The sequence below is a fragment of the Chryseobacterium luteum genome, assembly GCF_000737785.1.
Lineage (GTDB): Bacteria > Bacteroidota > Bacteroidia > Flavobacteriales > Weeksellaceae > Chryseobacterium > Chryseobacterium luteum.
This window is the reverse complement of sequence record NZ_JPRO01000012.1, coordinates 1-25936: the sequence shown is the minus strand read 5'-3', so window position 1 is coordinate 25936 and position 25936 is coordinate 1. Positions and strand designations below refer to the sequence as shown.

Sequence of the window (25936 nt, the reverse complement as noted above, 5' to 3'; positions counted from 1 at the left end):
GAATTTGCTCTGTTTTGGTAAAATTTGTCCCCTATTTGTCCCTCAGAACTGAACTCTTACAATTTTTTTAAACTCGGAGAGATTACTTCGCTTAATATCTTAATGTACCTTAATGCATCTTAATGCGTCTTACTATCCGAAAAATAAAATTTTATGAGTTCGAATATTAAGATTACAAGAATCTGCCAGCATTGCGGGCATGAATTTGTTGCTAAAACTACAGTTACCAAGTATTGTGGTGATGATTGTGCGAAAAGAGCGTACAAGGCAAGGATTAAAAAACAGAAGATCGCCGAAAGTGAGGTCGAAACCCAAAAGCTCAGGAATACTCCTTATGTGGCTGTTAAAACTTTAGAATCCCTGACAGTCAGAGAAGCAGCGGTTATGCTGCAGTGCGATCCGCGCACAATCTATGATATGATAGAGCAAGGCAGGCTCAATGCTATAAATCTTTCTGTCAGAAAGACCCGGATCCATAAAAAGGATATTGATGCTCTATTTTCCAATAAGTCCACTATAGTCAATTCTCAAAATAGCTCGGTTGATTTTGATAAGCAGCCTTCCAAAAAAGATTGTTACACCGTCGGTGAGATACTTTCAAGGTATGGAATTGCTGATGCGACTTTACGCCGTATAATCTCGATTCATAAAATCCCCAAATATAGTAATGGCAAATTTGTTTATATCGCTAAACAAGATATTGACTCTATATTCAAAAGACTAATAGTAGAAGATTCTTAAACTGCAAATTTATGGGGCAAACTAGCTGTGTGACTTTATCTGACTTCCGGGTCAAATAAAGACAATGATAGCCAACAGCTTCAAATACGTCTATTCGTCCATTCCATTCTTTTTAATATTAATTCCAAACCTAAAGACATGGCAAAAGTCTCTTTAAGAAAAAAGGCAATCACTAAAGGCAGGCAAACCTTATTCTTAGATATCTATCCTCCTGTTCCTAATCCAAAAACAGGCAAGATGCAAAGAAAATACTATTTGAAAATATTTGTTTACAGCCGTCCAAGAACGGAGCTGGAAAAAGAACATAATAAAGAAACTTTAAGCCTGGGAGAACATATACGTGCGAAACGTCAGCTGGATATACAGAATAGAAGATTTGATTTTCTTTCTGAATCTAAATTGAAATCTAATTTTATAGATTTTTTTGAAGAAGAGGCAGGCAAAAGACCTGGGAGTGCCAATTGGGAGATGTCGGTCAGATATTTTAAAGCATTCGTTGGCGATGATTTTCCCTTTACCCATCTAAATGAAACTTTTTGTGAGGAATATGCTGATTTTCTTCTTTCTGCTCCTGGGATAGGCAGGGCAAAGCGTAAGATAAAAACAAATACTGCAGTTAGCTACTTTGCCAAATTTAAAAGTACTTTAAAAGAAGCCTATAAAAAGAGATTTTTACCCATCGACTTAGGTAGAATTGTGGAAAGCATTACACCTGAAGATACGCATCGGGAATTTCTATTTATGCATGAACTGGAGAAACTGGCTGAAACCCACTGTGATTCAGTACTTGTGAAGAAAGCCGGTTTATTCTCGGCAATGACAGGCTTCCGATATTCTGATGTAGAAACCTTATTATGGAGCGAAATACAAGGTGCAAAGGGTAATTATTATATTCTGTACCAGCAGGAAAAAACTGACAATGTAGAATATTATCCAGTTTCTGATCAAACAATCCAATTGCTGGGATCATCGGGTGATCCTACTAAAAAAGTTTTTGAAGGACTTAAATATGATCATGTTGTAAAGGAACTAAAAAAATGGCTTATAAATGCGGGAATAGAGAAACATTTTACTTTCCACGGTTTCAGACATACCTTTGCAACCTTACAACTTGCGTGCGGCACTTCGATTTATACAGTTTCAAAACTATTGGGACATAAAAATATTAAAACGACTGAAATATACGCTAAGATTGTAGATAGTCTGAAAAAAGAAGCCTCAGAAAAAATAAAACTAAGTATTTTCAATATTGGAGAAAATATAATTTCAACTCCATCGTCAGTGAATGCCAATGACAGCCAAATGCATCCTTATCCTGCCAATTGAGTTATATAAGCTGCCAATTTAATTACAATTATCAAAAAAGTATGAAAAATTACACATTTGAACAGTTGCCTAATGTTCTGGCTAGGATGGAAGAAAAATTAGATAAAATCGAAGCCCTTTTAGAAATCTATCAGAAAGATTTAGCAGAAAATGATTTTATAGGTGCCAAAGAAGCTGGTGGGATACTAAAATTTACCCTGCCAACACTATATACCAAAGTTTGTAAACGTGAAGTTCCTTTTTACAAACAAGGGAATCGCCTCTACTTCTCAAAATTAGAATTATTAAAGTGGATTCAGGATGGCAAAAAAAAGTCATTACATGAGATCAATTCTAGCGCTATAGAAATAACTAAGAAGATGGGAAAGAGAAATCGATAGTAAGTAATTATGAATTGGCTTTATAAAGTGGAAGTAGATGGTAAAGAGAAGTTGTTACCCTTTATTTCCTTCTAGTATAAAATGATTTAGATGTCTTATAAATATTGTTCATAGATATTGAGCTGCTTCTCTTAGTTATTTTCGATAAATTTTATATTTTGAAGAAATTTAAAACAACCTTCAAAATCATATTCTTTATTTTTTAATATTTCAATCTGAAATCTTACAGGCAGATAAGTTCCCCACTTTGAAATAGTAATTAACTTAGGATTTAGCTGTAAATGCGAACTTATAACTTCATTAATTTGATAATCAGTCATCCTGAATGCCTTAATTTGATAAACTAAATCAGCCGCAGTTTTTTCTTTAAATTTAAAAGATGAACGATGATCGTCATACACGTACTCAAGACCTAAAAAATCATATAAAAAACCAATCGACTTATTAATTTTAGAACCTGAGAAAGAATACAGTTCCAGAATATCATTGCTGTTTAATAATGGTCGGTCGGACTCAAAATCTTTAAGAGAAAATGCTGAAAATTTGGTGCGCATATCATTAAGAACAAGAATACCCTCTTTATCTAAAAACTCATAGTTATCAGTCGAAAAAACAATTTCTAACATTTTCTCTCTAATGCGATGTGCTGTATCAGCCGCATTACTAAAAAAGATAGGCTTCTTTCCGTCTTTGGCGTGAATAACTTCAATTTTGTTCATTTCATAATCGACGTATTTAATTTTCCAAATTTTAGCAGAGAGAAAAATATTTTCATTTTCTTTAATTTGCGGGCTTAATGGTAACTCTCCAACCTTCACGCCTTGACTTGAAACTTTGAAAAAAGTTGGAGTGTGAAACATACTGTAAAAGTCCTTATGATTGACAAGCTTCTCTCCCTCAACTCCTATAATATATTCATTACCTAACTTCTCTAGAAAATCAATTTGTTGAAGATGGTCTATTATCTCGATAATCTCAAGTTCGGTAATATTGTTGAACGTTGAATTATGAGCTATTTTGTCCAGAAGTTCATTAAGATACAATCCTGAGCTTCCTTTTACAATTGACAATATTTGGTGAAGTAATACATCGTACGGTTTTTCAGTTGTTGCAATGGGTTCAATATACTTTTCCAAATAAAGCAGCCAGCAAGCGAGAGACTGCAGAAGACTCCAACGGTCTGTTGAGTAAAGGTAAAGATTACTGGCTTTGCCTTCTCTTCTTCCGCTTCTACCTACTCTCTGTATCAATGACGCGATGCTGTGAGTAGCATCAATTTGCACCACCTCATCAACATTTCCAATATCAATTCCCAATTCTAAGGTTGATGTGCACGAAATACAAAAATTTTCCATTTTTGCACTTTTTGCGAAATATTCCACATATTCACGTACTTCTTTATCTACAGATGAGTGATGAGAAAAATAATTCGGATGTCCGCCAACTCTTTCCGATATCTTTTTCAGTTTGACGGCAACCTCTTCTGCACGACCTCGTGCATTCGGAAATACCAATATTTTAGAATCCCGAGTTCTGGTGTACAAATCTTTTAAGAGATCAAGAGGTAATTCTTCAACACTACCAGGATAATATTTAAAAATTGCATTGATTGGTTTTGGTGTATTGTCACGAATGATTTTTGTATTTTCTGAGTTTCCTAAAAAATCTTTAAGTTCAGCATACAGATTCACATCACTTACTGTCGCTGACAATCCTACTACACTAAAGTGACTACGGTTGACCTGCTGAAGTCTGCTGAGAAGTGATTTTAGATGCAATCCTCTTTCAGAACCTAAGAATGAATGAATTTCATCAATGACGATGTAATCAAGTGAGGAAAAGAGATGTTGAATATTTTGGGGTCTATTGACAAACATCGCCTCTAAAGATTCAGGTGTTATTAAAACAATGCCCTCAGGATTTTTAATCAGATGATCTTTTTGAGCTTTTGAAGCCTCTCCGTGCCACTTAGTAACTTTTACATCTAAATAACAACAAAGCTTCTCTACCCTTAAAAATTGATCATTTATTAAGGCTATAAGTGGAGAAATATATAAGACTTTAACTCCCTTTTCTTTAAAGTTCACTTTTGAAAGAATAGGAAGGAAAGCAGCTTCAGTTTTACCTGAAGCCGTCTTTGATATAATAACATAATTATTGTCAGTATTTAAAATTCTTGGAATACTGGCCTCCTGAATTTTTCTCAGACTTTCCCAGCGCTCATCTCTGATGTATTTTCTGATGGGCTCAGATAAAAGGTCAAATGCTGTCATAATTCCTCAATATTATCTAAAAGCACAAGATCATTGGGTCTTTCATCGGAAATCTCTATTTCTCCGAAAAGCCGTTTTTTATCCACTTCAGGATTCTGTCTGATGATATTCAATATATTCAGAAAGTCTCTGATAACTTCTCTAGGGGTAAGAAACTCTGATGCTCCAGGTTTATTGAACATCTCTTCCATAAAGAAAGAAATTTCTTCATCCGTGATATTAAGTTCTGCTTTATAATTGAAATCAAAAATGAGTTTTAATTTTTTGAGCAAAACAAAGATTTCATTATGATTTAACGGGTACAGTTTAATAACCGGCTGCGCGTAATCTCTGATTTCAAGAGTTTCAAATTTGTTGCTCTGGAGTCTGGATTTCAAAGCCTGGTAACTGAACAGCCCTCTTCTTTCATTCTCCAAAAATTCCTTGGTTCCTGCAAAATTGATAAATAAATTAGAGACTTTACCTTGAAAACAGTCGTTGTAAATGGATAAGATCTTTTCATAATTTTTCTCTCTCACTGCAGAAGTTGAAATCTTATAAAGATTGATGGCCTCATCCAGATTGATCATGAATCCACTATACCCCATGTTCACAAATAGCTTACAGAAATTCTTCAACATATCATAATAGTTAGAATCATTAATGATTTCACGAATTCCTAAATCCTGCCTTGCTTCCGTTTTAGTCTTATATTCACCTTTTAACCATTTGAGAGAATTTCTACGCAGTGATTCATCATTAGTAATATATCCGTCATAATATTTTACAATTACTGATCCGAAATCGAATCCTCCGACTTCAGTGATTTCGTTTACTGTTTTCATAATAGAGTTCCTGATAAGATCACGATATTGATCATTACGAATATCTACTAATGAAATTTTGTTGTCTTCTGCCGTTTTGGAGATTACCTGCTCGATCCATTTTTCTAATAAAGTGGGGAGCGCTCCGCCTTCTGGTTTTGTCTGTATCGCAATATTATCCATGATGGCAGAATAAAGAATTACGCTCTTTCCGTCATTGGAATACAATCTGTTGTCGGGGGTGAAGTCTGCATTGGCCACAACAAATTTTTGCTTCATTGCTACCGTATTGAGTAAATGCAGCATAAATGATTTTCCGCTCCCGAAATCTCCTATCCAGAATTTGACAACGCTGTGACCGTTTTTAACCTCTTCTAGTGTAGTGATTGCCGCATCAACTTCTTCAGATCTTCCGACTGTAATGTGTTGAACTCCCACTTTGGGTACAACACCACCAGTTAAAGAATTAATTATTGAAGTAGCTTCTTTTGGTTTAATATTATTAATCATGGGTAAGTAGTTTTTTAAAGTATTCGTGATTTATGGTTAAGTATTCGTCTTCTTCTTCGATGAGTATATCATCAAGCAGCTCAAAACAAACTTCGTTGATCGACTCTATTGCCGCTCCAACAAATAATTGTCTGGCTTTCATATAATCTGAAAACTCTGAATGAAGAATAGTAAAACTGTTCTTTTCAAATAAATCCAAAACACCCTTTTGGATGTCATTGAAACCTAAATTCGAAACATATTTAATAATTTCATCATCGGGAACATTAACTATGCTGAAAGCTATATTTATACTATCATCCTCTCTGTTTGTTTTATTTGCAGGACTATTTTCCTCATCCTCTTCGCTTAGAATTTCTCCTAATTTGTGGGCAATTTCCGCGTCTAACCTTTTTACTTGCTCTATGGCCTCGCTGTCTATGATAATTTTTTTTCTTTTAGGTAAATAAATGGTCTTAACTTTTTCGAGACATGAGTTTAGATCTCTGTTTTGAACAAATTCATTGACAATAGATTCAAACTCGGAAAATTGATCAGTTGTTGTGAATAAGCTTTTTTGTATCGTTTTAGTAAGTTTTCTGTTATCAAACTTTTGGGAATTTAGATCCTTATCTAAATAATGAATGTACAAACGGAGTGCAGAATTTTTATCATGACCAGAGATAAATTTTGACGCCTCAAAATAAAGGCTGTCAACGGATGGATTCTTAACATTTACTTCTGCTAGTCTCGCAACCTCCCTTTCAAAGGAAATTGCATTCCTATAATCTGATTTAATAAGTTCAAATTTGCTTTTCCATCTGCTGGTATTAGTTTCATTTAGAATAAGATTAGTTCTGTAATCAGCATCCAAGATCTGATACTTATGTTGTTCAAGAAAAGCCTCCGCTTTTGATATTATTTTCTTATTAAGCTTCTCTAAAATTTCCGGCTTTGTATATTTAAAATCTGTATTGATTTTACGTTTTATTTCATAAAAATCCCTCACATTATTTTCACACAGCTTCAGAAGATGGTTGAAGATTTCTGATTGGATGGATTCGAATGTATATTTATAATTTAAGCTGTCATGTTTGTAATTATATTCTAAAACAATGATTATTTCACTAAGCTCATCAACAACTGTTTGGTATGAACGGTTGACCGGTATGCATTCTTTAAGCAAAAAGTCAGTAACCCTCAGAAATTGTTTTAAAATTTGAACCTTGCAATATTCTATCTCATTAAAAACATTATTATTAAATGATAAACGGTCGAGAAGAATACATTGATTATCATTAAGAGTTAATTTTCTTCTGTACTTAGTGCCTATTTTGTAAGTATCTACCTCATAATGATATGATTTGCTACTAAGATCCTTACCCTGAATTTCATTTTCTGATGAAGTAAAATTATGTTGATATTGAATAGGAATTTCTTCCATTCCCGACACATCCGTGATAAAATCATTGTTGCTGTGTTGAGGTAAGATTGGTCTTTCCATGACTATTGATTTTGGTGGTGATGTCCTTTTAAATTCTGACGCAAATGAAAAGAATATTACTGATAATAAAATTATTTGACGAAATCATCTTCTTTTTTCTCAGGAAGCAGAATTGAAAGTAAAACATAAACTATCAAAACTCTACCTACAACACCCCCAACGAAACCGGAGATGAGATGTGATACCAAGGCGCAATTAACATTTTAACTCCGATAAAAGCTAAAATAATATCTAAACGGTAGCTAACTAAACATGTTGTTAATGTTTTAAATTGATTTTTTTGTGGTTATTTTTAATTAATATTTTTTTTAAATATAATTTAATTTTCCACAACTTTTATATTTTTAAATTAATTGTGAACAATTATTCCCAATAAGATATCATATTTACAATAACTTCACAATTAAACTTCAAATATAGATTCTTAAATCTAATTTTTTTTACGGGAAAACGTAAGTTAGAAATTTAAAATTCAAGGGTAAAAAGTATTCTAAGTTTTGCTCGTTCTAACAATCGTCAGGACAATTTAACCTACCAATTGTTTATTTCTTATCAAGGAAGTCCGGCGGATAAACTGCCTGTCCGTACTTTTTTGCAATGGCCTGTAATTTTTCGATAGTTTCCTGATTCATTGGTGGTGGCGGAAGGAATTGTCCGGCAGCTGCGGGCTGGCCAATTTCTTCAAAAAACTCTTCCAATCCAGCAGGGACAACAGTGCAAAGCAACTGAGCCATCTTATCGCTTACATTCTTAAAATAATGGACGATGCCTCCCTCGGGTATCACGACAAACGAGCCTTTTTTAGCGGTATAGGAGCCGGCCTCCGAATGAACTTCCACCTCACCATCAATGATGTAAAAAGATTCATAGAAATTGGCGTGGGAATGCGGTCCGGGACCGTGGCCGGGAGGCACCAGCATTTCGATGGTCGAAAATTCGCCGCCAGTTTGTTTGCCTGATACAAGCACGCGGTAATTATCTCCCACTACGGATAGGATTTGTCCGCCTGTAGGATCAACGGTAATCGGTGTAGGTTTTGAGTTTTCCATATTATTTGGTTTTAAAGGTTATCAAATTATGAAGTGTTTCTTTAAAAGGGTAGTGAATATTTCCGATTCATGGATATTATATGACTTTGCATTTTACCTGTTTGTTTTCAACGCGATTAAGTTGCCTTTAAAAGTTGCTACAACAAATAATCCAAAAAATAATTGCATCCAAAACATCCATTCATTTTTAGCCCAGCTGATAACAGGTACATCGGTTGATAATAACACATTAACACAGAGGCTGCCATTGTGCAAAACGTCAGCAACAATTATAATAGCCGTTACCCAGATCCCGGCTTTAGGTCTTAATATCAATAAAAATGCGGCTATTGGGTCTAAAAAGGTTAAGCTATCCCAAAAAAGCATTGATAAAACCCCCACGTTATATTCTGCCGAAAAAAAACCATGTTTAATTATCCACAGCAAATGAGTAATGGTGCCAATTAACATACCCATGCATTGGAGTATCAGGTTAACCTGAGTTTTCCTGTTGAGCTTTGTAAAGATCATATATTTTTGGTTTACATGCATTGCTATGTACAAGAAGCACTTGTTTATATCGGAATACTAAAAGAACACAGCTTGTAGCTATTAAGATAGGATAGATATTCGTAAAATATATGAGACCCATTTTGTCCTAATATTTTGAAAAAATACGTCTGGTTATGCCATAAAAAAGACCTGAATAACAAATAAAAGAGCAGGGAATAATGATGTAAGGATGCCAAAAATACAGATAACGCCAACCATAGCCACGGCTTTCATTTATATAGGTATAAACTAATATTCCTGCTGCCAAAGCAATCAATAATAGCAGCCCGGCCAAATTAAGCGCTATAATGCCATTTTTTTTAAAAGAAGGATTAATCAAAAATTTCTTGCTGTAAGAAATAAAGACGATGAGCCAAAATGCCGTTCCCATGCCAAGCAAGATGGCTGCTGTTATGGGGGATGTATGAGTCATCTCATAATCGCCTTTATGATGTCCTCCGTAATGGAGAATGAGCGGCAGCCCAATCGCAAAAAACAAAAAAAAGATGATCCAAAATATTCTAAAGGCGTTCCAAAATTTCATAGAAACCAGTTTTTAGAGATTATTATAATGCTTTACGTTTCTTTGTTTAAAGATAGTTAATATTTTATTTGCAGACATACTTCATTGTATGTTGATAAATTGAAGCGTCTTTTAAATTCCGAATGGTGACGTTTATATTATTTGCTTTCATTCAAACCTTACTGAATTTTCGAAATCGGTAGCACCTTGCTATCAAAGAATACAGCCCAGTCAAATGTTTCATTTATAAACTATGATTACTGCTACAAAAGAATGTCCGAGCATAAGTACATTTAAATGAAAGGTGTCGTTTTTAGTCAATGCTGGGCAGTTTCAGCTATTAAAGCTATATACTAAATAATATATATCAACATTTTAATTCTCACAGGTGAGAATTAAAATAAAATTTCTTAAGTTGAGTGAACCTAACCTAATCAGTTAGTTAAAATAATCATTCACTTAAACTATTTACCATGTCACAACGAATTTACCGAGATGCGCTTGTAAGCATCTCAGAACAAGAGCTGAAAATCAGCCATGACAGTATCGGGGTCTCTTACCGCCTTTAAAATAAGGAATAAAGATTGAAACAATTTATTTAGCTTTTATTAAAGTAAAGGTATGTGCTTTAAAACGAATCAATGAGGCAACTGCATTAATCCGTTATCAGCAATAATAGGCCACTTTAAAAAACAAAAACATCCATTTGATCTATAAATTAAGGTAGCTGTATAAAATCTACACAAGATAAACTACCACTTATTATGCTGTAAATCATAATAAATAAGAGTAAAGAGATGTAGTTTTGAAATAGACATAACTCTTTATTTTTTTTGAGACATTTCAGATGCTCCTTTTTTAAGGAGCGTTTTTATTGATTTTTGATACATTAAATAATAATACCTCTCAAGGGAAATGAGAGGTATTTGAAAAAAAGAAAGTATTTACTTCTGCTATGATAGGTCCAAAATTTGTACCATTACAATACTTAAATCACTCAAATATTGATTTTTTGTGGTATTTTTTATTTGTTAAATTATCTAATAGTAAGTAACTAATTTCAATTAATCTTTCAAAATTTTCCGGGAAACCAGTTGATTATTAACGGTTCCTGTGATAATATAATTTCCTTTCTGAAGCTCTGAAACATTTAAAGTTTCATTGGCTTTTACAGAAGAAGTTTTGATTAACTGCCCTGAAATTGAGTAGATTTTAACATCTTTTATGTCAGACCCGAAAACAACTTCATTATTTTTTACCAAAGAATTTTTGATAAAATCATGCCGCGCAGTATTGTTATAGACATCACTTACGGCCAGTACACTGGATTGTGGTGAGGCAAGAGCAATGGTAAAATCTATATTATTACGATTGGTATCTCCTGAAATCCTTGTAATTGAATTTAATATGGTTGGAGAAGGAGCTGCGCCTGTACCTTCATACTGGTCTGCCTGACCATACCCCACAAAATCTAAGACATTGGCAGCCGTTGGCCCTGTAACCTGTGTAGTATTACTCGCCAAAGCAACTTTTCCTGAAGTAAAGCCAATGTTTATTCCTGCCCCTACCGTCGGATTTGCTCCGTTAAAATTAAGCACTACATTCACAATAAGGTTGGGATTGAGAAGATTGATGATTCCCCCGCCATCTGAACCTTCCTGAATTAAATAAGTCTGTCCGGGGCCCAGCGTTATATTAGGGATCGTATGATACTGGGTGAATGCGCCTGACTGCGGTCCGTACTGAATGCTTGCCCCATTGAGAGAAGCCGTAGCAGATCCGATATTCTTCAATTCTATGAAATCATTGGTCAGCGTTGCGCCTAAGATTCCGCCTCCCGTGTAAATTTCATTAATTACAATCTGAGCATTAGAAAATGCTGCTATCGAAACAAGTCCGATAAAAGTAAATGCTTTTTTCATATGATAATATTTTGTTGGTTTCATTGATGAAATACAAATGAAATACCATTTTATTAACAATAGATACCACATTTTTAATATTATTTAATAAATCTATTAATATTGAAAAATTGATACATTTTATCTCTCTATATGTGGATATATCATAACGATTTACCAACCTTTTGATACAAGATAATTTAATCACTAATTACGGTACCCTGTAATAAAATCATATCTAGTAGATGAAGACAAACTTGTTTATGAAGTAATTCAACGAGGAAAATGAGTAGCTAGAGAACAGCATTTCATGATGGCGCTTGAATCGAAGGCTTCAAAAGTGAATGCTCATTTGGAACAAAATAAATGCTTTGAGTAAAGTGAAATTTGAGTATTTTAAGAAACTTATTAAATATCCATAAAATGGTGAAACAAAAATTAAAAGTAGGAGACATATTTTATTTGGAAGTGATATCAGGCAAATATTCGTTTGGAAGAATGCTTTTTGATGTTGATAAACAGTATCATAAAATAGTAGATGTAACCGACTCAAGTATTTTTTCTAATGATTACTTTCCTTATTTGTTAATGTCTCATAATTCATGTCAGTTAATAGAGATGTATAAAGGTATTTTTGATACACCAGAGCTAATTTCAACAGAAATCTTAATTCCCAGGGTGTTTACAAGAAATATTGATGGCAAAAGAAATCTTTTAACCTGGGGAATAGTCTATACTAAAGTGGAATTTCCGGAGCATTTAAATAATAAAAACGGAGGAATAACTCTGGATAGAGGCGAGCTATCTATAAAAATTGAAGTCGGAACTCTGGAAAACGAGGATCTTAAGACAAGTATAAATGTACCAGGAGTTATCGGTGATGCGTATTTATTTTTACAGGATAAGGGCGATTTGATTCCTGCGAATATTAGAAGACCAGATTACATCAAGGAAAATGATCTATTATACTATCCCGAGTTGCGGAAAAAAATATACCATCAGATAGGTGGAGGAAACAGGTAATATTAAAGGAGCTGCTCAAGTATTTCTTCAGGCATGGAATAAAGCATCAGACGATTTTGAAAAGTTCATCTCCGCCTGGTTCATCGCCCGGTTACAGAAAGACGATCCTGAAAAAATAAATTGGTATGAAATCGCAGAATGGCTGAGGCAAACACCCAAACAAATACAGCAATGGCAGGACAAGCTAACAAATAATAAAGGAGACATTATTAATTAGTATTGAGGCTATAAAGGGATTCTTCCTTTGACAATTCATCCAAAACTTACTTACACTGATACTGCCATCCGGCAGTTGATATTTCTTGTATAGCTTTTATCTTTTCTTCCAAAATTGCCACCATTTTTTTGGTTTATAGTAAATTACTTCGCCAATTGACATACTTGGTTGTTCGATTATTATGTTTGTAATTGGAAGTTCATTTTTATAGAAAGTTCTCTGCGTTTGCCCTTCAAATCCATAGTTTGCAACAACAACCAGAACTATTTCGGATTTCGTATAATTTTCAGGTAAATAAAATTTAAAACTCCCTATTGAGTCTGTGTTAATCTTTAGGTCAGTATCTTTTACTTCAATAATCACATTAGGAATTGGTTTTTTTGACTCTTTTTGAATTAAAGTTCCAGATATTAAATTCCTAATAGTGTCATTTGAGACAGAATAGTCTATGATGTCATTTTTATAAGATATTTTTGACCGAAGAAGTTGATCATATCGAATATTTACATTGTTTTTTTCAGTTGCATAAATATTTGTTGTAGTAATTAGTAAAGCACTCATAATAAACTTATTCCAATTATTTATTTTCGGCTTTTCTTTAATAGAAATTATTCTGTCCATCTGTCCGTGGCTAAGTCTTGCACAAATTTTGTCATCCGTCTTATTAAGGAAATTAATAATATCTTCGTCTGTCCAATTTATAAAATCAAAAACATTTTTAGTACACAATGAACAAAATTTTGCTTGGTCAGCAATTCTCATTTCATCCCAATCCATCTTTTTGCAAGGACTTTCAATATCTAATTTGTAGGTTGTTTTCATATAGCTGGATATTATTTGTCTGCTGCGAAAATAGAAGTCACACGCATTGTTTCTTTACTTAAAATAGCAGGGACAGTATTCTTCCAGACGATAGTTTGGTAATTAAATGCAGGATCCGCAAGTGTGCAGGTAATATATACATCATGGCCGTTTAACGCCATAAATGCATTGGTCTTTGCATCAAGAGGTTTTTTGGATAGGGTAGTGGCCTTTCCGTTTTTCCAGTATTTGACGGTATGGAAAAGGGATGCAAGTGTATCCTGGATTCCGGCTACGTGTACATCCTGTCCTGAAACAGCAATGGAAGTCGCTTTTGAACTTTCATTATCGGTACCTGATTGATTAGGACTCTTTTTGGGAGCCAGTAAAACTGGTATGCCATTTTTCCAATAGGCTGCAAGTCCGCATTCCGTTCCGGCAATATAGACATCGGTCCCTGCAATAAAAATAGAGTAGGCCTCTGAATAATTTGCTCCATTTGATAAATTGCTATCAATCTTCAGCGCTGTTTGTTTACCGTTTTTCCAATATCTGGCTACAGAGATCTCGTCTTTTTCATAGCCTGCTACATACACATCAGTTCCTTTGACTGTAATAGCTGTGGCACTGGCGTTTGCATGACCATCTGATAAAACCACAGGAATCCCATTCTTCCAGTATTTAGCTATTGATTTTTGAGAATGAACGGGCTCAGCGGTATTTTTGTCGCCATTGTATTCATAACCAGCTACATAAATGTCTGTCCCTGATACCGCAATAGCAGTAGCGACCGCAGCAGTTCTTCCGTCAGTCAAAAAAACTATATTTCCATTCTTACAGTATACCGCACGTGCTGTATTGTTGTTAGTTAAACTATCTTTTATAGCGATAAAACCTGCTAAATAGGTGTCTTTACCGGATACCGTTACTGCATTGGCAAACATTCCTTTTTTGTCTAGGCTAATGGCTTTTCCGTTTTTCCAGTAGGTAGTGGAGTCGCCCAGTTCGCCGCCTATATAAATATCGGCTTTGTCAAACCAGTTCAGAGAAGTGATGTTACTGTCTTTATGATCACATGAAATTAATGCAGTAATGAGAATAAGAAAGAGCGAAAAAGCCGATTTGATTAATGATTTGGAATTACACATGATGTATACTGTTAATTGATCTGCCTTTAAGCTTTTGTAAAAATAAATAAAATAATTTACTTCTATATATAATCTCAAATCGGCGGGTTTTGTTTTATGCGCTTTACTTTTAGTACTTTACTTACAAATCATGTCATCTAAAGACACGTTAAGCATTTTAGATATTGGATCGCTGATAAGTAAGGGAAACACCACTCTAAAAGGAATGAAGAGTAAAGCAGGAAATAAGTTTAATGCCTTTATCAAGCTGAATGAAAAGGGCGAAACCACATTTGAATTTGAAAACAAGAAAGGTAAAAAGAACTAAGATATGAATTGCTGTTATAGAGTTTTAAATTGTCGTCATGGGCCATAATGATCTGTAAATAACGCCCTAAATGCTGATTTTTTTGGGTACGTAAAAAAAGAGTATTACATTTACTACAGCAGTTCTGCATTATTATTGCCGTTTTCACAGCACGTTATATTAATTGGCTTAATCTTAATCCTAACAACGGTTAATTAATTTCGGAGTGCATCTGGAATGAGTGCTAATTTTGCAGTACCGACTATACAACGAAATATAAACCATTATGAAAGCAGAATTAAAAGGGTTATTAATATATCTTAAGGTTGTTCGTCCAGTAAGATGACAAAAAAACACTCTTAGGTTGATGGTATTTCGTGGAGTATACAGACGGGTCTACTCAAAAGCAGAGTCAGATGAAGTAGACAAAGATTTTAAGACTTCATCAGGAGAAGTGGTGAAAAATTTCAATTATATCTTCAAAGCAGATAACACTTAATGAATATAAGGTTTATGATCGTTTAGCTGACAAAGGAACCTACAATCAATAAAACGGATTATAAGTTCCCTTCCGTGTGCACAGAGGTAATGCGATGATGTGGAGATTATTTAAATTTCGTAAAAGACAAAATGCAAAAGTTTGTCCTCGTTCGTACCGAAACTGGGAGAAATTAAATCAAAAGATAATTTGGTTGTTTTGGTACAAGTCATTCTGTAAGATCTGATGCTATCCCTATCCTAAAACAGATTTTTGGCCGGGAAAAGCATGGGTGATATGGTAAAAACAATATGGGCTTATGAAAAAATATTTCCTCCGAAAAACAATAGCAACAATATACACTTCTCTGATTAAAATGAAAATATCAAAAAATATAGGAATACTGTGCTGCTGTTTTATCATGACATCATCCTGTAATTTGAACGGAAACAAAGAAAATACCCCAGTAAAAAAAAGGTCTGGAGATTCAAATATGTCAAACAAAACAAGTCCCCCGCAGCTAGATACAGCAACGATAAATATGGACAAAGTAAAACAGGAAATAGATTGGCATGATGATGTAAGGTTAAAGTTTCTTAGTGAGTGCCTGAACCCTTTCTTAGAAGCCAAAAAAGTTACAACTAATTGCAGCGACTGTGATAAAATTTCTTTTAGCTATATCCTCACCATCAATGAAAAAGGTGCGGTAATAAAAGTGAAAAGGGAATCTGAACTTATTCAGTGCAAACAATTGACCAGTAATGATATTGCAGAGCTTCATGCTGTGATTGAGTCCTATTTTAAAAAACAGATTTTACCCCGATCATTTGCTAAGGGAAATTATAGGGGCCAATTGGGTTTTATTTTAAGGTGCTAGACAAAATATTTGTCCATTTAAAAAATAAATGGGGGAAACCAAAAAGAATAATAGGAGCATTTTGATTATAAAGACGGAAAGATTACCTGAAAACAATTATTAGACAAACATTAGGATCACAAGAATTACTTATCAGAAATCCGGTAGGTAATTTTGAAGTATAAACCCGACCTCAATATTAGAGATGGCTATGGCAATAATGCATGATGGTCTGCCTGTTATACAAACAACTTGGAAATTATAGAGCTGTTATTAAAACATGGTGCAGATGCATATACTAAAAACAAGGTAGGAGAAATTTTGGTTGGCAAAAAACAACCAATGGGGGTAAGCCATAGCTCTTATTCTCTTGCTTTAGAAGATGAAGACCAAGAACAATTAAACCTCTTTAAAAAATATAAAAATGGATAACAGCAAGGGAAGATTACAAGATTTCAGAGAATATATAGAAAGAATATTTCTTCAGGATCCAGAGATATTTGCATTTGACTCGGCTATTAAAACCTGTGCGCCTGTGGCCTCATTTAATTATGAAAATGTACCTGAAAAGGATTATATCACATCTATTACATTTGGAGTGTCAGAATTTAACAATCCAGAATGGACTGAAGGGCGCCCAGAACTGATGTTAACGGTGCAATCTACTGATATGAACTGGGGAAAAGCACTCGCTTTTATAGGTGCCGAACTTATTGAAGAATATAATTTCGAATATGGCGAAGTGATACATTTTGGCGATCAGATATCGAAAGATTCTAAAATGACTTCTTTTTTTGTATTTGCCCCATCAATACTTGAGTCAGACGATTATGAGAATATTAAAATCGAAGATAGAAATATTAATCTAGTAGCATTATATCCAATCTATAAGGAAGAGGAAGAGACCATCGAGGCTGTAGGTTTAGAAGAATTTATGAATCATCCTTCTTATGATATGTACAGTGTTACCCGGGCTCCCATTATAATTGGTTAAGCATCTATGGTTTGATTTTTATATGGAAAGTTCGGCTAAACTGGGTCATCGATCATTTTATAATTTTTTGAATGATAAAATAGGGGCTCCTATAAAATAATGATCAAGAGGCTGTAATTAAAATGAAAAAAAGTCTTCTTTGTTTAACAAACGTTTAAGGCACGTCGTTTGCCATCAGTAAACATATAATATAAAAACTAGTAGTATGATTAATTTTCTCAAAGAACTCATCAGCTCATTTAAAGAAGGTGTTGCCGAAGGGAAGAATGAACTGGCTCAGGAAAAAGCTCAAAAAGAAGCTGGGATTAATGTTGATAAAAGCATAATCGATGGAATTTCAGCTCGCGAAAAATTTGGTACTGCCTTGGGTGCACCGTTCCGAATTGTAATTTTTGGAGATTGGTTTACTCTTTTTAATTTTACTGACGACGACGAAATGTATCCTGTTCACCTGTATGGATTTGGAGAATATCCAAAGTTAGAAAAGCATAAAGGAGAATTTATTAAGGTGCTGAATAGGGATTTTGGCATATCAGACAGAACATCCTGTATTGAAGTTTTAGCCTCATATTTTGATCTGGCGGGTATAGATAAAAATGAAACTATTCTTAACGGAACACATTCAGAAAAGGTAGATCTGCACATGTGGAATCCAGAAAAAAAAGGTGTAAAAGCTTTAATCTGCGCTGTACTTTCCCATATCATTTCTGCTTCTACAGATGTCGGTTATCTTGGAAAAGAGGAAGCTCTGGATATTTTGGAGAACGTTAATATTTATGCAAAAAGACACTATACAAACTGGGAAAATTTTAGCGAAGAATTCTTTGATGGGGAATCCAGTGTAGGACTTAATAACAGCGCAGGAAAATCTGTACTTAAAAAATACATCGGTTATTTAAAAACCAAAAAAGGAAGTCCGTGGAACAATATTTCCTGGGAAGCATCCGAAATAATTAGTGATTCAAAACATAATGGAATATTGTCAAATATTGTTTGGGCTTTTCAACGGAGGAAATATGACAGCCGGGAGAATTTTAATAGTGAATTAGCGGAATATCAAACGGTAATTCTTAAAGAACTGGCTGATCCGGATACTAAACAAATAGCTATAGATGAACCCGAAATTGATGTGTCTTATGAAGTATGGATAAAAGGAAAAGAAGATATTGCCGTCAATGAACAATTAATTGATGAGGAACAGGATGCGTTTAATATAGACAATAGCGATGACGGAATGTATCAGGTGGAACTTTGTGCAAGGCTTAAAGCAGCTAACGGAAAAAACTTCACTATACTTGACTTGATGTATCAATTAGAGCAGCAACTTCTTAATAAAGACCTTGGTGATCATATTTTTTTTGAAGGATTAACATCAATAAACAATACACAACAACAACAACAACAACAACAAAGTAGTATTCCGACATATTATATGAATCTGGGAAGTTAAATTCAGGTCTATCCATGTTTTTCAAGGTTGACTATTTACCTATAATATGCTAAATAACCCCGAAAATCAGGGCAACGGATTTATATAATCATGTCTCATATTCTGCAAAACACTGTCTTGTAATCCTATGAATGAATACGAAAATTCTGAATTAGTTTCAGTTGATCAGGCATTAGCGAAAGGGCGGCAAATGTTGCTTCTACCAAGAATAGTAATGATTATAGGGCTACCTCTTTTTATGTTCCCAATTGCCTTATTTCTCATAGCCGTAACAGGAGAGCATGCTTTACCTACGAAAACCTTGGTGGTCTTTTGTACAGTACTGATCGTTAATTCCTTTATATTTTTTTACCTGCCTTTTCGGTTTTGGAGCAAGCGCACTACACGCTGGAAGCTTTGGGCATTCAGCCACGTAAATGATGTAGCAGAGTTGAAGAGAGCTGCTAGAAAAGCTTTTCTTTACTACGGCTATGGCAGCTTCCTGGATAAGATTCAGCTACATTCAGCGGTCGAACGGGACCAGTGGCGAAGACTACAGCAAAGAACCGGGGTGCCGGACATTTTTATTGATGACACCGGTACTGATTCGGAAACCATTATTTACTACTCTACACCCAAGCTTTTGCTCAGAATTTTTTTCTATCTGTTCATGCTTGCTATGGGCATTGGGGCAGAGATTTTTAATTTCAGGTCAGATGAATCATCAACCTTCCTGATTATAGTTGGAGCAGGATGGATTTCTTATTCTTTATACTTCATTGTCCGCAGTGCGATAGATATATCCCGGCATCAGCCCCGTATCATCCTGAATGACTGGGGAATATTTACTGTAGAGACAGGCTTTATACGCTGGGATGATATTTTTAATATTAAAATAACAGTCAGTACTCATGCAAAGCGGGGTAATGAATACACACTTCAGATTCAGTATCCGGGAGGCTGGGAAAATATAGAGGTCACCCATTACCAAAAACGCAGTGAGTTAGAAAGTCTCATACGTATTTACAAAGGACGATTTAAAGCAGGCTAATTCTATAATATGAGTCCGGATTTGAAGATTGCGTCGATAACAGCTGTAAAATGAACCAACAATAGCATCTTATCTACATACAAATTTAGAAAACGAAATCTACTAATAATTGGTTATTATTAACCATTTTAAGAATGAATGTGTCGATGTAGATTTGAAAATTAATATTCAATAAATTTTAGTTCTAAATACTTAAAATATTATTTTGAATAAAGTATGATTGATTTATAAATTTAAATATCAACTTTAAAAAAATGCAAAGACAAAAATTAATAAATTATTTGGGAGTTTTATTTTTATTTATTTCTTCAATTTCCTACGGTCAGCAAAATGAATTACAGTTTAAGAAGATCTTAGATTCTACATACGATAAGAATCAGGATGCGATTGGTATCATGATTCACGTAGAAGCACCTAATGAAAATATCTCCTGGACCTATGCAGTTGGTTCAGCAGATAAATACGGGAAGGAAAAAATTGACAAAAACCAGCCTGTTCTAATTGCAAGCAACACCAAAACCTATCTTTCTGCCACAATCTTGAAATTGGTAGAAAATAAAAAACTTCTTTTAGACCAGCCAATAAATAATCTGCTATCTGAAAAAACTAAAAAGTTATTATTGAAAAGTGGCTACAGCCTTGATAAAATAACAGTTAGAAATTTACTCTCCCATACCTCCGGCATCACGGATTACGTGACCGATTCTTATTTCAGTTTCGTTGGGAAAAATCCCGATCATCAATGGACGAGAGACGAACAGATCGGACTTTCGATGAAAATCGCAAAGCCTCTGGAGCCAGGAAAAACTTTCGCTTATGGCGATATCAATTATCTTTTGTTATCTGAAATTATAGAAAAAAAGACCGGGAAATCATTCCCTATTGCAATTCGGGATTTATTAGATTTTGAAAAACTCAATTTAAATGCTACCTGGTTTGTCGATTTAGAAAAGAAACCAGGAAACGCTTTAGCATTTGCTCACCAATATTCCAGCACTTACGGTTGGGATTCTTTTGAACTTAATCCTTCATGGGATTTGTATGGAGGCGGCGGATTGGCTTCTACAACCAAAGATTTAGCACTGTTTTTTCAGTATCTGTTCGAAGGTAAAATAATAAAAGACAAAAAGACCTTATCTCAAATATACACATACAGCAATCCTAGGGAAACGACAAACAATTACTGTTTGGGACTCTATAATTTTCCGTCATTCTACGGTAATACAGGCTATTACCATGGTGGTTGGTGGGGAACTGACGTGATGTATTTGCCAGAATTAAATACAACGATTTCTGTATTTACTTTATTAAAAGAAAAACGTGATCTGAATCCCGAAATCAGTCATCAAATAATAAACGTATTAAAACAAAGTAAATTAAACAATCCCAAATCTAAATAGCTCGCAAATATTTGTGAAAGATTGATCTGCAAAATCATAATTGCTAATTCATATTAAAATTTCTTTTCAACAGTGTCAGGTGATTTTACAATGTCATGGATCTATTCATTATAATTAAATTTTAAACTTATCATCATGAAACTGATATTAATTACTGCATTACTGCTTGTCTCAAATGGTATTTGTGCACAACAGGAAACATTACCAGATAGCTTGGTAATGAAAATAAATGAGCAAAATACAATATACGTGAAAGCTGTATTTAATAAAATTGACACATTAACCTTAAATTTTGATACCGGAACTACTGAATTGATATTGACCAATAATACGAGAAAGAATAAAATAAAAACTAAAGTAGAGCTTTATGAAAAGTTTTATGATTTACAGATTGGCAATACAATTTACAGTACCAAAGTTTATGACGCAGAACTCACAGGACACGGCACTGACGGCAGGTTTGGCTGGGATCTTTTTAAAAACAAAGTGGTAGAGCTCAATTATGATGAAGATTTGATGGTCGTTCATTCAAAACTACCTAAGAATATTGAAGAAAACAAAGCCTTTTCAAAACTCAATATGGAATTTTACAAAAAATATTTCTTCTTGATAAGCAGTGAAATAAAACAGGGAAATGTTTCAAGTAAGGATTTTTTTCTATTTGATACCGGTTATCAAAGAACAGCAATGCTGGACAATAATCTTTTAAGCGAAAAAAACTTTCCTGTCCAAAAAATGAAAACTATCAAAAAAGCAATCATGAGGGGAGCTCAGGGGAATGAAATTCCTGTGATCACCTCAAATTTAGAACAGCTTACCATTGGTAAATTCAAATTAAAAAATGTACCTATTCAACAAACAACAACCAATAAACCCGTCAAAGGAAAAAATATTCATATTTTGGGTAACGAGGTTTTAAAACGGTTTAATTTATTTCTGGACTTTCAAAATAATGTGGTTTACCTCAAACCAAATCATTTGTTTAAAGAATATTATATCGATCAAAGCAAGGATTTAAAGAAAATTTAATAATTGGCGATCTTCTAATAATTCATTTTGGATAACTACTAAAACAATTAAAATAAATCTTATCTATGAAAAAACAAATGTTTCTGTTTTTCTTTATTATTTCATCACTAGTAAATGCGCAAGCAAACCATACTCTTTATTCAAAATCTTATGGAAAAAGTAAAAATCCTGCAATCATTTTTATTCATGGCGGGCCGAGAGGGAATTCTACGCTTTTTGAAGGAACAACAGCCCAGAAATTAGCTACAGAAGGATTTTATGTAATCGTTTATGACAGACGTGGCGAAGGTCGTTCAATCGATACTACTGCTACATTTACTTATCAGGAAGCAATTGCTGATCTCAATCAAATTTTTGATAAATACAATATTAAAAAAGCAAATATTATTGCGCACAGTTTTGGGGGCTTGGTAGGTACACTTTATACAGAGCAAAACCCTGAAAAAGTAAATTCCCTGATACTTGCCGGCGCTCTTTTTTCACAACAAGATACATATGACCAAATTCTAAAAACAACAAAAGAAATTTATAAAGAAAAAAAAGATACTTTGATGCTTTCTAAAATTTCGGATATCGAGAAACTTCCAAAAAATTCGGCTGAGTACAGAAAACGGTGTTATGAAGTTGCAAGCAAGAATAATTATTTCAAAATGCCTTTTCCCACCAAAGAAGCAAATCAACTCCGTGAAAATTATGAACTAAGTGAGTTTGGTAAAAACAACATCAGAAATGACTATGCACCTATTTTATTCTATAAAAATGAAAGTAAAAATAATATTGACACCAAACCGATCCTGATCAATCTAAAAAAACGCATTAAATTATTTGCGATTTACGGACAACAGGACGCTATTTTTTCAAAAAACCAGTTAAGCGATATGGAGAAAATAGTAAGCAAACAAAACTTCAAATTAATTGAAAATTGTTCACATTATATGTTTGTTGACCAACAACAAATATTTATCAACACGATTGTACGATGGTTAAAGCCATAATGTAATTACAATTGATCTTTATAGTCCATTAGATTAAATTATTTTCTTGTGATACTTTTTTAAGTTCTAGGAATTTTCAATGTTATTTTCATGCAAATTTTTCATTTTTGATAAAGTTCCGACAATATGTCATTTCAAATTTGGTTTTCCTTGTTTAGTGGGCCAACTTCTGTTAGTCACACTGTCCCGTAAAATTGTTCTGCTCTTGTATTAAAAGTGCTTACCAGTCAAATTTTCCATTGTCTTTCAAAATACTAGTCCATCATAATTTTTTGCAGTAGTTTTTAATATTCTTACTGATGGTGTCCGGTATAAGCTTTAAATTGATTGTATTGAATTTCGATTATCATTTCCTTTAGAAGTGAACAATGAGCGGAATAATAACTACATGACTGTGCCAAATAAAGTCATGGGATGCCATTAAACGCCATTCAAAAAGCCGGAAACTCTCGGGAGAATATCTTTAGGTTCAACAAGGAAAGTGTAACCGAAATACAAAAAACTATGGAAATAGACATTATTACCAAAAGGGATCTTCAGGTTTTCAAGCAGAAAGTACTAAATGAAATTAGAGAACTAATCGGAGGTAAGACAAACAGTGGAGTAGATAAGGAATGGTTAAAAAGTGCTGATATGCGTAAGTTAAGGGTGTCACTGGGGATTTTGCAGAACTTGCGCATCAACGGGATACTTCCCTATAAGAAAGTAGGAGGAAGTATTGGGCGAATTGAAAACCTAATTGCTGCTATTCGCAGGATATTCAGGTATCATAATACCTGCAGTACAACCAGATGCATCTACCATAGTATGATATAACTATAACGTAAACTTCTCTAGAATGTACAAAGTTTAAAGAAGGAATTTTAAAACATCTTAATAGTCAACATAATTTATTTATTCTTATAAAATATTGAACATAAATATATTTTTTTAACTAAAAATTAGTTGCCGGAACAGTTAATCTGTATATTTGTAATATTAATTTAACAGGATTTGGATTGAAGTCATTACAATGTTCTATTAAAATAAATCATTCCAGAAAGTTTATATCACTTAAATTTAAAATATGAAATTAAAAATTTTATCTTCTATTCTACTATTTGGTAGTTTTTTCTATGTCAGTGCACAATATAGCGGCAATGTGGGAATCAATACTACAGCTCCTACGGCTACTTTAAATGTAAAAGGCAAAGGTAACACGACAATAACACAGTCATTGAAGGTAGAGAATTCTGATGGCACCAATCTTTTGACAATCAACGATAACGGTACCATATCAGGATCTGCTGTTTCTAATTTTGGAGGAGGTGGAACTAACGGTATCAATGCGTTGGTAACAACCACTACTGAAGTCGCAGGAAGTAATTGTTCTACAGGAGGAGTAAAAATCGAAAGCGGACAAGATACGAATAGTAACGGGATCCTTGATGCCTCTGAGATTGTTTCTACCCGATATGTCTGCAATGGTTCTAATGGAAGTAACAGTACAAGTCTCGCTAACGGTACTACAGGTGGACAGATTTATCTTACGGGGTCTGCAGCACCTTTTTCTCCACAAGCACCAACAACAGTAACAGGAGATATTTCTATAAGCACTACCGGTTCTACAACGATCGCTACCAATGCTGTCAATACAGCAAAAATCAATGATCTTGCAGTTACAACTGGAAAATTAGCCGATGGATCTGTAACTACGGCCAAAATTTCAGCAACCGGAACTGCAAGTGCTACTACCTACTTAAGAGGAGACGGTCAGTGGGCAACACCTTCTTCTTCCGGAGGAACTGCTACTGGAGCTATAGGTGTGATGGCAACTAATACTGTGGAACAAGTTCTTCCTGTGGGATCCAGTACTACGCCAGTGGAAACTCCAATTACGTTTAGTAGTTACACAGTTGGTAGTGTAGGAACTTTTGACGGTACTACATTTACTGCGACTTCTGCAGGTGTATACCTAATCAATACATCGCTCGTAAGTGGTAACAGTAGCACTACCAATCCTGTTGCAGTAAGACCCTCAATACGATTAGGGTCCAATGTCATTGCGCATGGAGTTATCGGACAAAGTGGAAACTATCCTGCAGGTTCGAGAGCAACGGGGATTGTGTCTACAGTAGTTTCATTATCTGTTAATGATACCATTTCCATAGTAGGAATTAACATACAAACTAACTTTACTGCATCTACTTCTACAAACGGAACAACGCGTCTTTCTATTGTGAAGTTATTCTAAATTGGATATAATAATTTAATAGATATTAGATTGAGGTCATTATAATATTCTATTAAAATAAATTATTCCAAAAAGTTTATATCACTAAAATTTAAAATATGAAATTAAAAATTTTATCTTCTATTCTACTATTTGGTAGTTTTTTCTATGTTAGTGCACAATATAGTGGCAATGTGGGAATCAATACTACAACTCCTACAGCTACTTTAAATGTAAAAGGCAAAGGTAACACGACAGCAACACAGTCATTGAAGGTAGAGAATTCTGATGGAACCAATCTTTTGACAATCAACGATAACGGTACCGTATCAGGATCTGCTGTTTCTAATTTTGGAGGAGGTGGAACTAACGGTATCAATGCGTTGGTAACAACCACTACTGAAGTCGCAGGAAGTAATTGTTCTACAGGAGGAGTAAAAATCGAAAGCGGACAAGATACGAATAGTAACGGGATCCTTGATGCCTCTGAGATTGTT

The 25936-nt window shown here is 34.2% G+C and carries 27 protein-coding genes; 18 read left to right on the top strand and 9 right to left on the bottom strand.

Features of this window, described 5'->3' with window-relative positions; genetic code table 11:
• Positions 1-153: 153 nt before the first annotated feature.
• The 3 genes from IX38_RS22395 (at position 154) to IX38_RS12910 (ending at position 2447) form a co-directional block, all read left to right on the top strand.
• Positions 154-741 carry a helix-turn-helix domain-containing protein gene (locus IX38_RS22395; protein WP_034705662.1) on the top strand — a complete coding sequence of 196 codons (588 nt, stop codon included), beginning with the start codon at positions 154-156 and terminating at the stop codon, positions 739-741.
• A 138-nt stretch (positions 742-879) separates the two neighbouring features.
• Positions 880-2067 carry a site-specific integrase gene (locus IX38_RS12915; protein ID WP_084680271.1) on the top strand — a complete coding sequence of 396 codons (1188 nt, stop codon included), beginning with the start codon at positions 880-882 and terminating at the stop codon, positions 2065-2067.
• Between the two features lie 41 nt (positions 2068-2108).
• Entirely contained in the window at positions 2109-2447 is a 339-nt protein-coding gene (locus IX38_RS12910; protein WP_034705660.1) for a helix-turn-helix domain-containing protein, read from the top strand.
• A 131-nt stretch (positions 2448-2578) separates the two neighbouring features.
• Here the strand turns inward: IX38_RS12910 and IX38_RS12905 are convergent, their stop codons facing one another.
• The 7 genes from IX38_RS12905 to IX38_RS12875 all read right to left on the bottom strand — a co-directional run bounded on the left by IX38_RS12905 (position 2579) and on the right by IX38_RS12875 (position 11541).
• Positions 2579-4720: a DEAD/DEAH box helicase gene (locus IX38_RS12905; RefSeq protein ID WP_034705658.1), complete on the bottom strand. Its 2142-nt coding sequence runs from the start codon at positions 4718-4720 to the stop codon at positions 2579-2581.
• Positions 4717-6033 (bottom strand): ATP-binding protein, encoded by a 1317-nt coding sequence (locus IX38_RS12900; RefSeq protein WP_034705656.1) that lies wholly within the window; start codon positions 6031-6033, stop codon positions 4717-4719. Before IX38_RS12900 ends, IX38_RS12905 begins: the two co-directional genes overlap by 4 nt.
• Entirely contained in the window at positions 6026-7516 is a 1491-nt protein-coding gene (locus IX38_RS12895; RefSeq protein ID WP_034705654.1) for a tellurite resistance TerB C-terminal domain-containing protein, read from the bottom strand. The genes IX38_RS12900 and IX38_RS12895 overlap by 8 nt, the downstream gene beginning before the upstream one ends.
• Positions 7517-8058: 542 nt before the next feature.
• Positions 8059-8565 carry a cupin domain-containing protein gene (locus IX38_RS12890; RefSeq protein ID WP_034705652.1) on the bottom strand — a complete coding sequence of 169 codons (507 nt, stop codon included), beginning with the start codon at positions 8563-8565 and terminating at the stop codon, positions 8059-8061.
• A gap of 93 nt (positions 8566-8658) precedes the next feature.
• Entirely contained in the window at positions 8659-9075 is a 417-nt protein-coding gene (locus IX38_RS21995; RefSeq protein WP_051884727.1) for a hypothetical protein, read from the bottom strand.
• Between the two features lie 127 nt (positions 9076-9202).
• Entirely contained in the window at positions 9203-9640 is a 438-nt protein-coding gene (locus IX38_RS12880) for a hypothetical protein (protein WP_034705651.1), read from the bottom strand.
• A 1043-nt stretch (positions 9641-10683) separates the two neighbouring features.
• Positions 10684-11541: a lamin tail domain-containing protein gene (locus tag IX38_RS12875; RefSeq protein ID WP_034705649.1), complete on the bottom strand. Its 858-nt coding sequence runs from the start codon at positions 11539-11541 to the stop codon at positions 10684-10686.
• 402 nt (positions 11542-11943) lie between these two features.
• Between IX38_RS12875 and IX38_RS12870 the strand changes: the two genes are divergently transcribed.
• Both IX38_RS12870 and IX38_RS12865 read left to right on the top strand, forming a co-directional pair.
• Entirely contained in the window at positions 11944-12543 is a 600-nt protein-coding gene (locus tag IX38_RS12870; RefSeq protein ID WP_034705647.1) for a hypothetical protein, read from the top strand.
• The gene (locus tag IX38_RS12865; RefSeq protein WP_034705645.1) at positions 12527-12760 is read left to right on the top strand and encodes a hypothetical protein; all 234 of its coding nucleotides are present in this window, start codon (positions 12527-12529) and stop codon (positions 12758-12760) included. The genes IX38_RS12870 and IX38_RS12865 overlap by 17 nt, the downstream gene beginning before the upstream one ends.
• A 96-nt stretch (positions 12761-12856) precedes the next feature.
• Here IX38_RS12865 and IX38_RS12860 read toward each other — a convergent pair whose 3' ends face one another.
• Positions 12857-13582: a peptidase associated/transthyretin-like domain-containing protein gene (locus IX38_RS12860; RefSeq protein ID WP_034705644.1), complete on the bottom strand. Its 726-nt coding sequence runs from the start codon at positions 13580-13582 to the stop codon at positions 12857-12859.
• Between the two features lie 11 nt (positions 13583-13593).
• On the bottom strand, positions 13594-14787 hold the full coding sequence (locus tag IX38_RS12855; protein WP_131368685.1) for a hypothetical protein: 1194 nt from the start codon (positions 14785-14787) through the stop codon (positions 13594-13596).
• 52 nt (positions 14788-14839) lie between these two features.
• Here IX38_RS12855 and IX38_RS22645 point away from each other — a divergent pair, with 52 nt between their 5' ends.
• The 13 genes from IX38_RS22645 to IX38_RS12800 all read left to right on the top strand — a co-directional run.
• Entirely contained in the window at positions 14840-15016 is a 177-nt protein-coding gene (locus IX38_RS22645) for a topoisomerase C-terminal repeat-containing protein (RefSeq protein ID WP_117585902.1), read from the top strand.
• Positions 15017-15359: 343 nt separating this feature from the next.
• Positions 15360-15494: a hypothetical protein gene (locus tag IX38_RS23370; RefSeq protein ID WP_262483454.1), complete on the top strand. Its 135-nt coding sequence runs from the start codon at positions 15360-15362 to the stop codon at positions 15492-15494.
• 298 nt (positions 15495-15792) lie between these two features.
• Positions 15793-16350 (top strand): hypothetical protein, encoded by a 558-nt coding sequence (locus tag IX38_RS12850; protein ID WP_131368684.1) that lies wholly within the window; start codon positions 15793-15795, stop codon positions 16348-16350.
• A 231-nt stretch (positions 16351-16581) separates the two neighbouring features.
• Positions 16582-16761: a hypothetical protein gene (locus IX38_RS12845; protein ID WP_034705640.1), complete on the top strand. Its 180-nt coding sequence runs from the start codon at positions 16582-16584 to the stop codon at positions 16759-16761.
• The gene (locus IX38_RS12840; protein WP_034705638.1) at positions 16754-17323 is read left to right on the top strand and encodes a suppressor of fused domain protein; all 570 of its coding nucleotides are present in this window, start codon (positions 16754-16756) and stop codon (positions 17321-17323) included. Before IX38_RS12845 ends, IX38_RS12840 begins: the two co-directional genes overlap by 8 nt.
• Before the next feature lie 205 nt (positions 17324-17528).
• Complete coding sequence (locus IX38_RS12835; protein WP_034705636.1) at positions 17529-18773, top strand: DUF1266 domain-containing protein; 1245 nt, start codon at positions 17529-17531, stop codon at positions 18771-18773.
• A 214-nt stretch (positions 18774-18987) separates the two neighbouring features.
• A complete protein-coding gene (locus IX38_RS12830; RefSeq protein WP_165570737.1) occupies positions 18988-19803 on the top strand; it encodes a hypothetical protein in 816 nt (271 codons plus the stop codon).
• Between the two features lie 254 nt (positions 19804-20057).
• Positions 20058-21203, top strand: a complete 1146-nt coding sequence (locus IX38_RS12825; RefSeq protein WP_034705632.1) for a serine hydrolase domain-containing protein — start codon at positions 20058-20060, stop codon at positions 21201-21203.
• A 135-nt stretch (positions 21204-21338) separates the two neighbouring features.
• Positions 21339-22232 carry a clan AA aspartic protease gene (locus tag IX38_RS12820; protein ID WP_117585901.1) on the top strand — a complete coding sequence of 298 codons (894 nt, stop codon included), beginning with the start codon at positions 21339-21341 and terminating at the stop codon, positions 22230-22232.
• Positions 22233-22297: 65 nt separating this feature from the next.
• Entirely contained in the window at positions 22298-23227 is a 930-nt protein-coding gene (locus IX38_RS12815; protein ID WP_034705628.1) for an alpha/beta fold hydrolase, read from the top strand.
• Positions 23228-23641: 414 nt separating this feature from the next.
• Positions 23642-24043: a hypothetical protein gene (locus tag IX38_RS23220; protein ID WP_228377958.1), complete on the top strand. Its 402-nt coding sequence runs from the start codon at positions 23642-23644 to the stop codon at positions 24041-24043.
• 250 nt (positions 24044-24293) lie between these two features.
• Positions 24294-25460 carry a DUF7151 family protein gene (locus tag IX38_RS12805; RefSeq protein WP_034705626.1) on the top strand — a complete coding sequence of 389 codons (1167 nt, stop codon included), beginning with the start codon at positions 24294-24296 and terminating at the stop codon, positions 25458-25460.
• A 98-nt stretch (positions 25461-25558) separates the two neighbouring features.
• Positions 25559-25936, top strand: a 378-nt coding sequence (locus IX38_RS12800; protein ID WP_228377957.1) for a DUF7151 family protein, incomplete at its 3' end; no start/stop codon positions are given.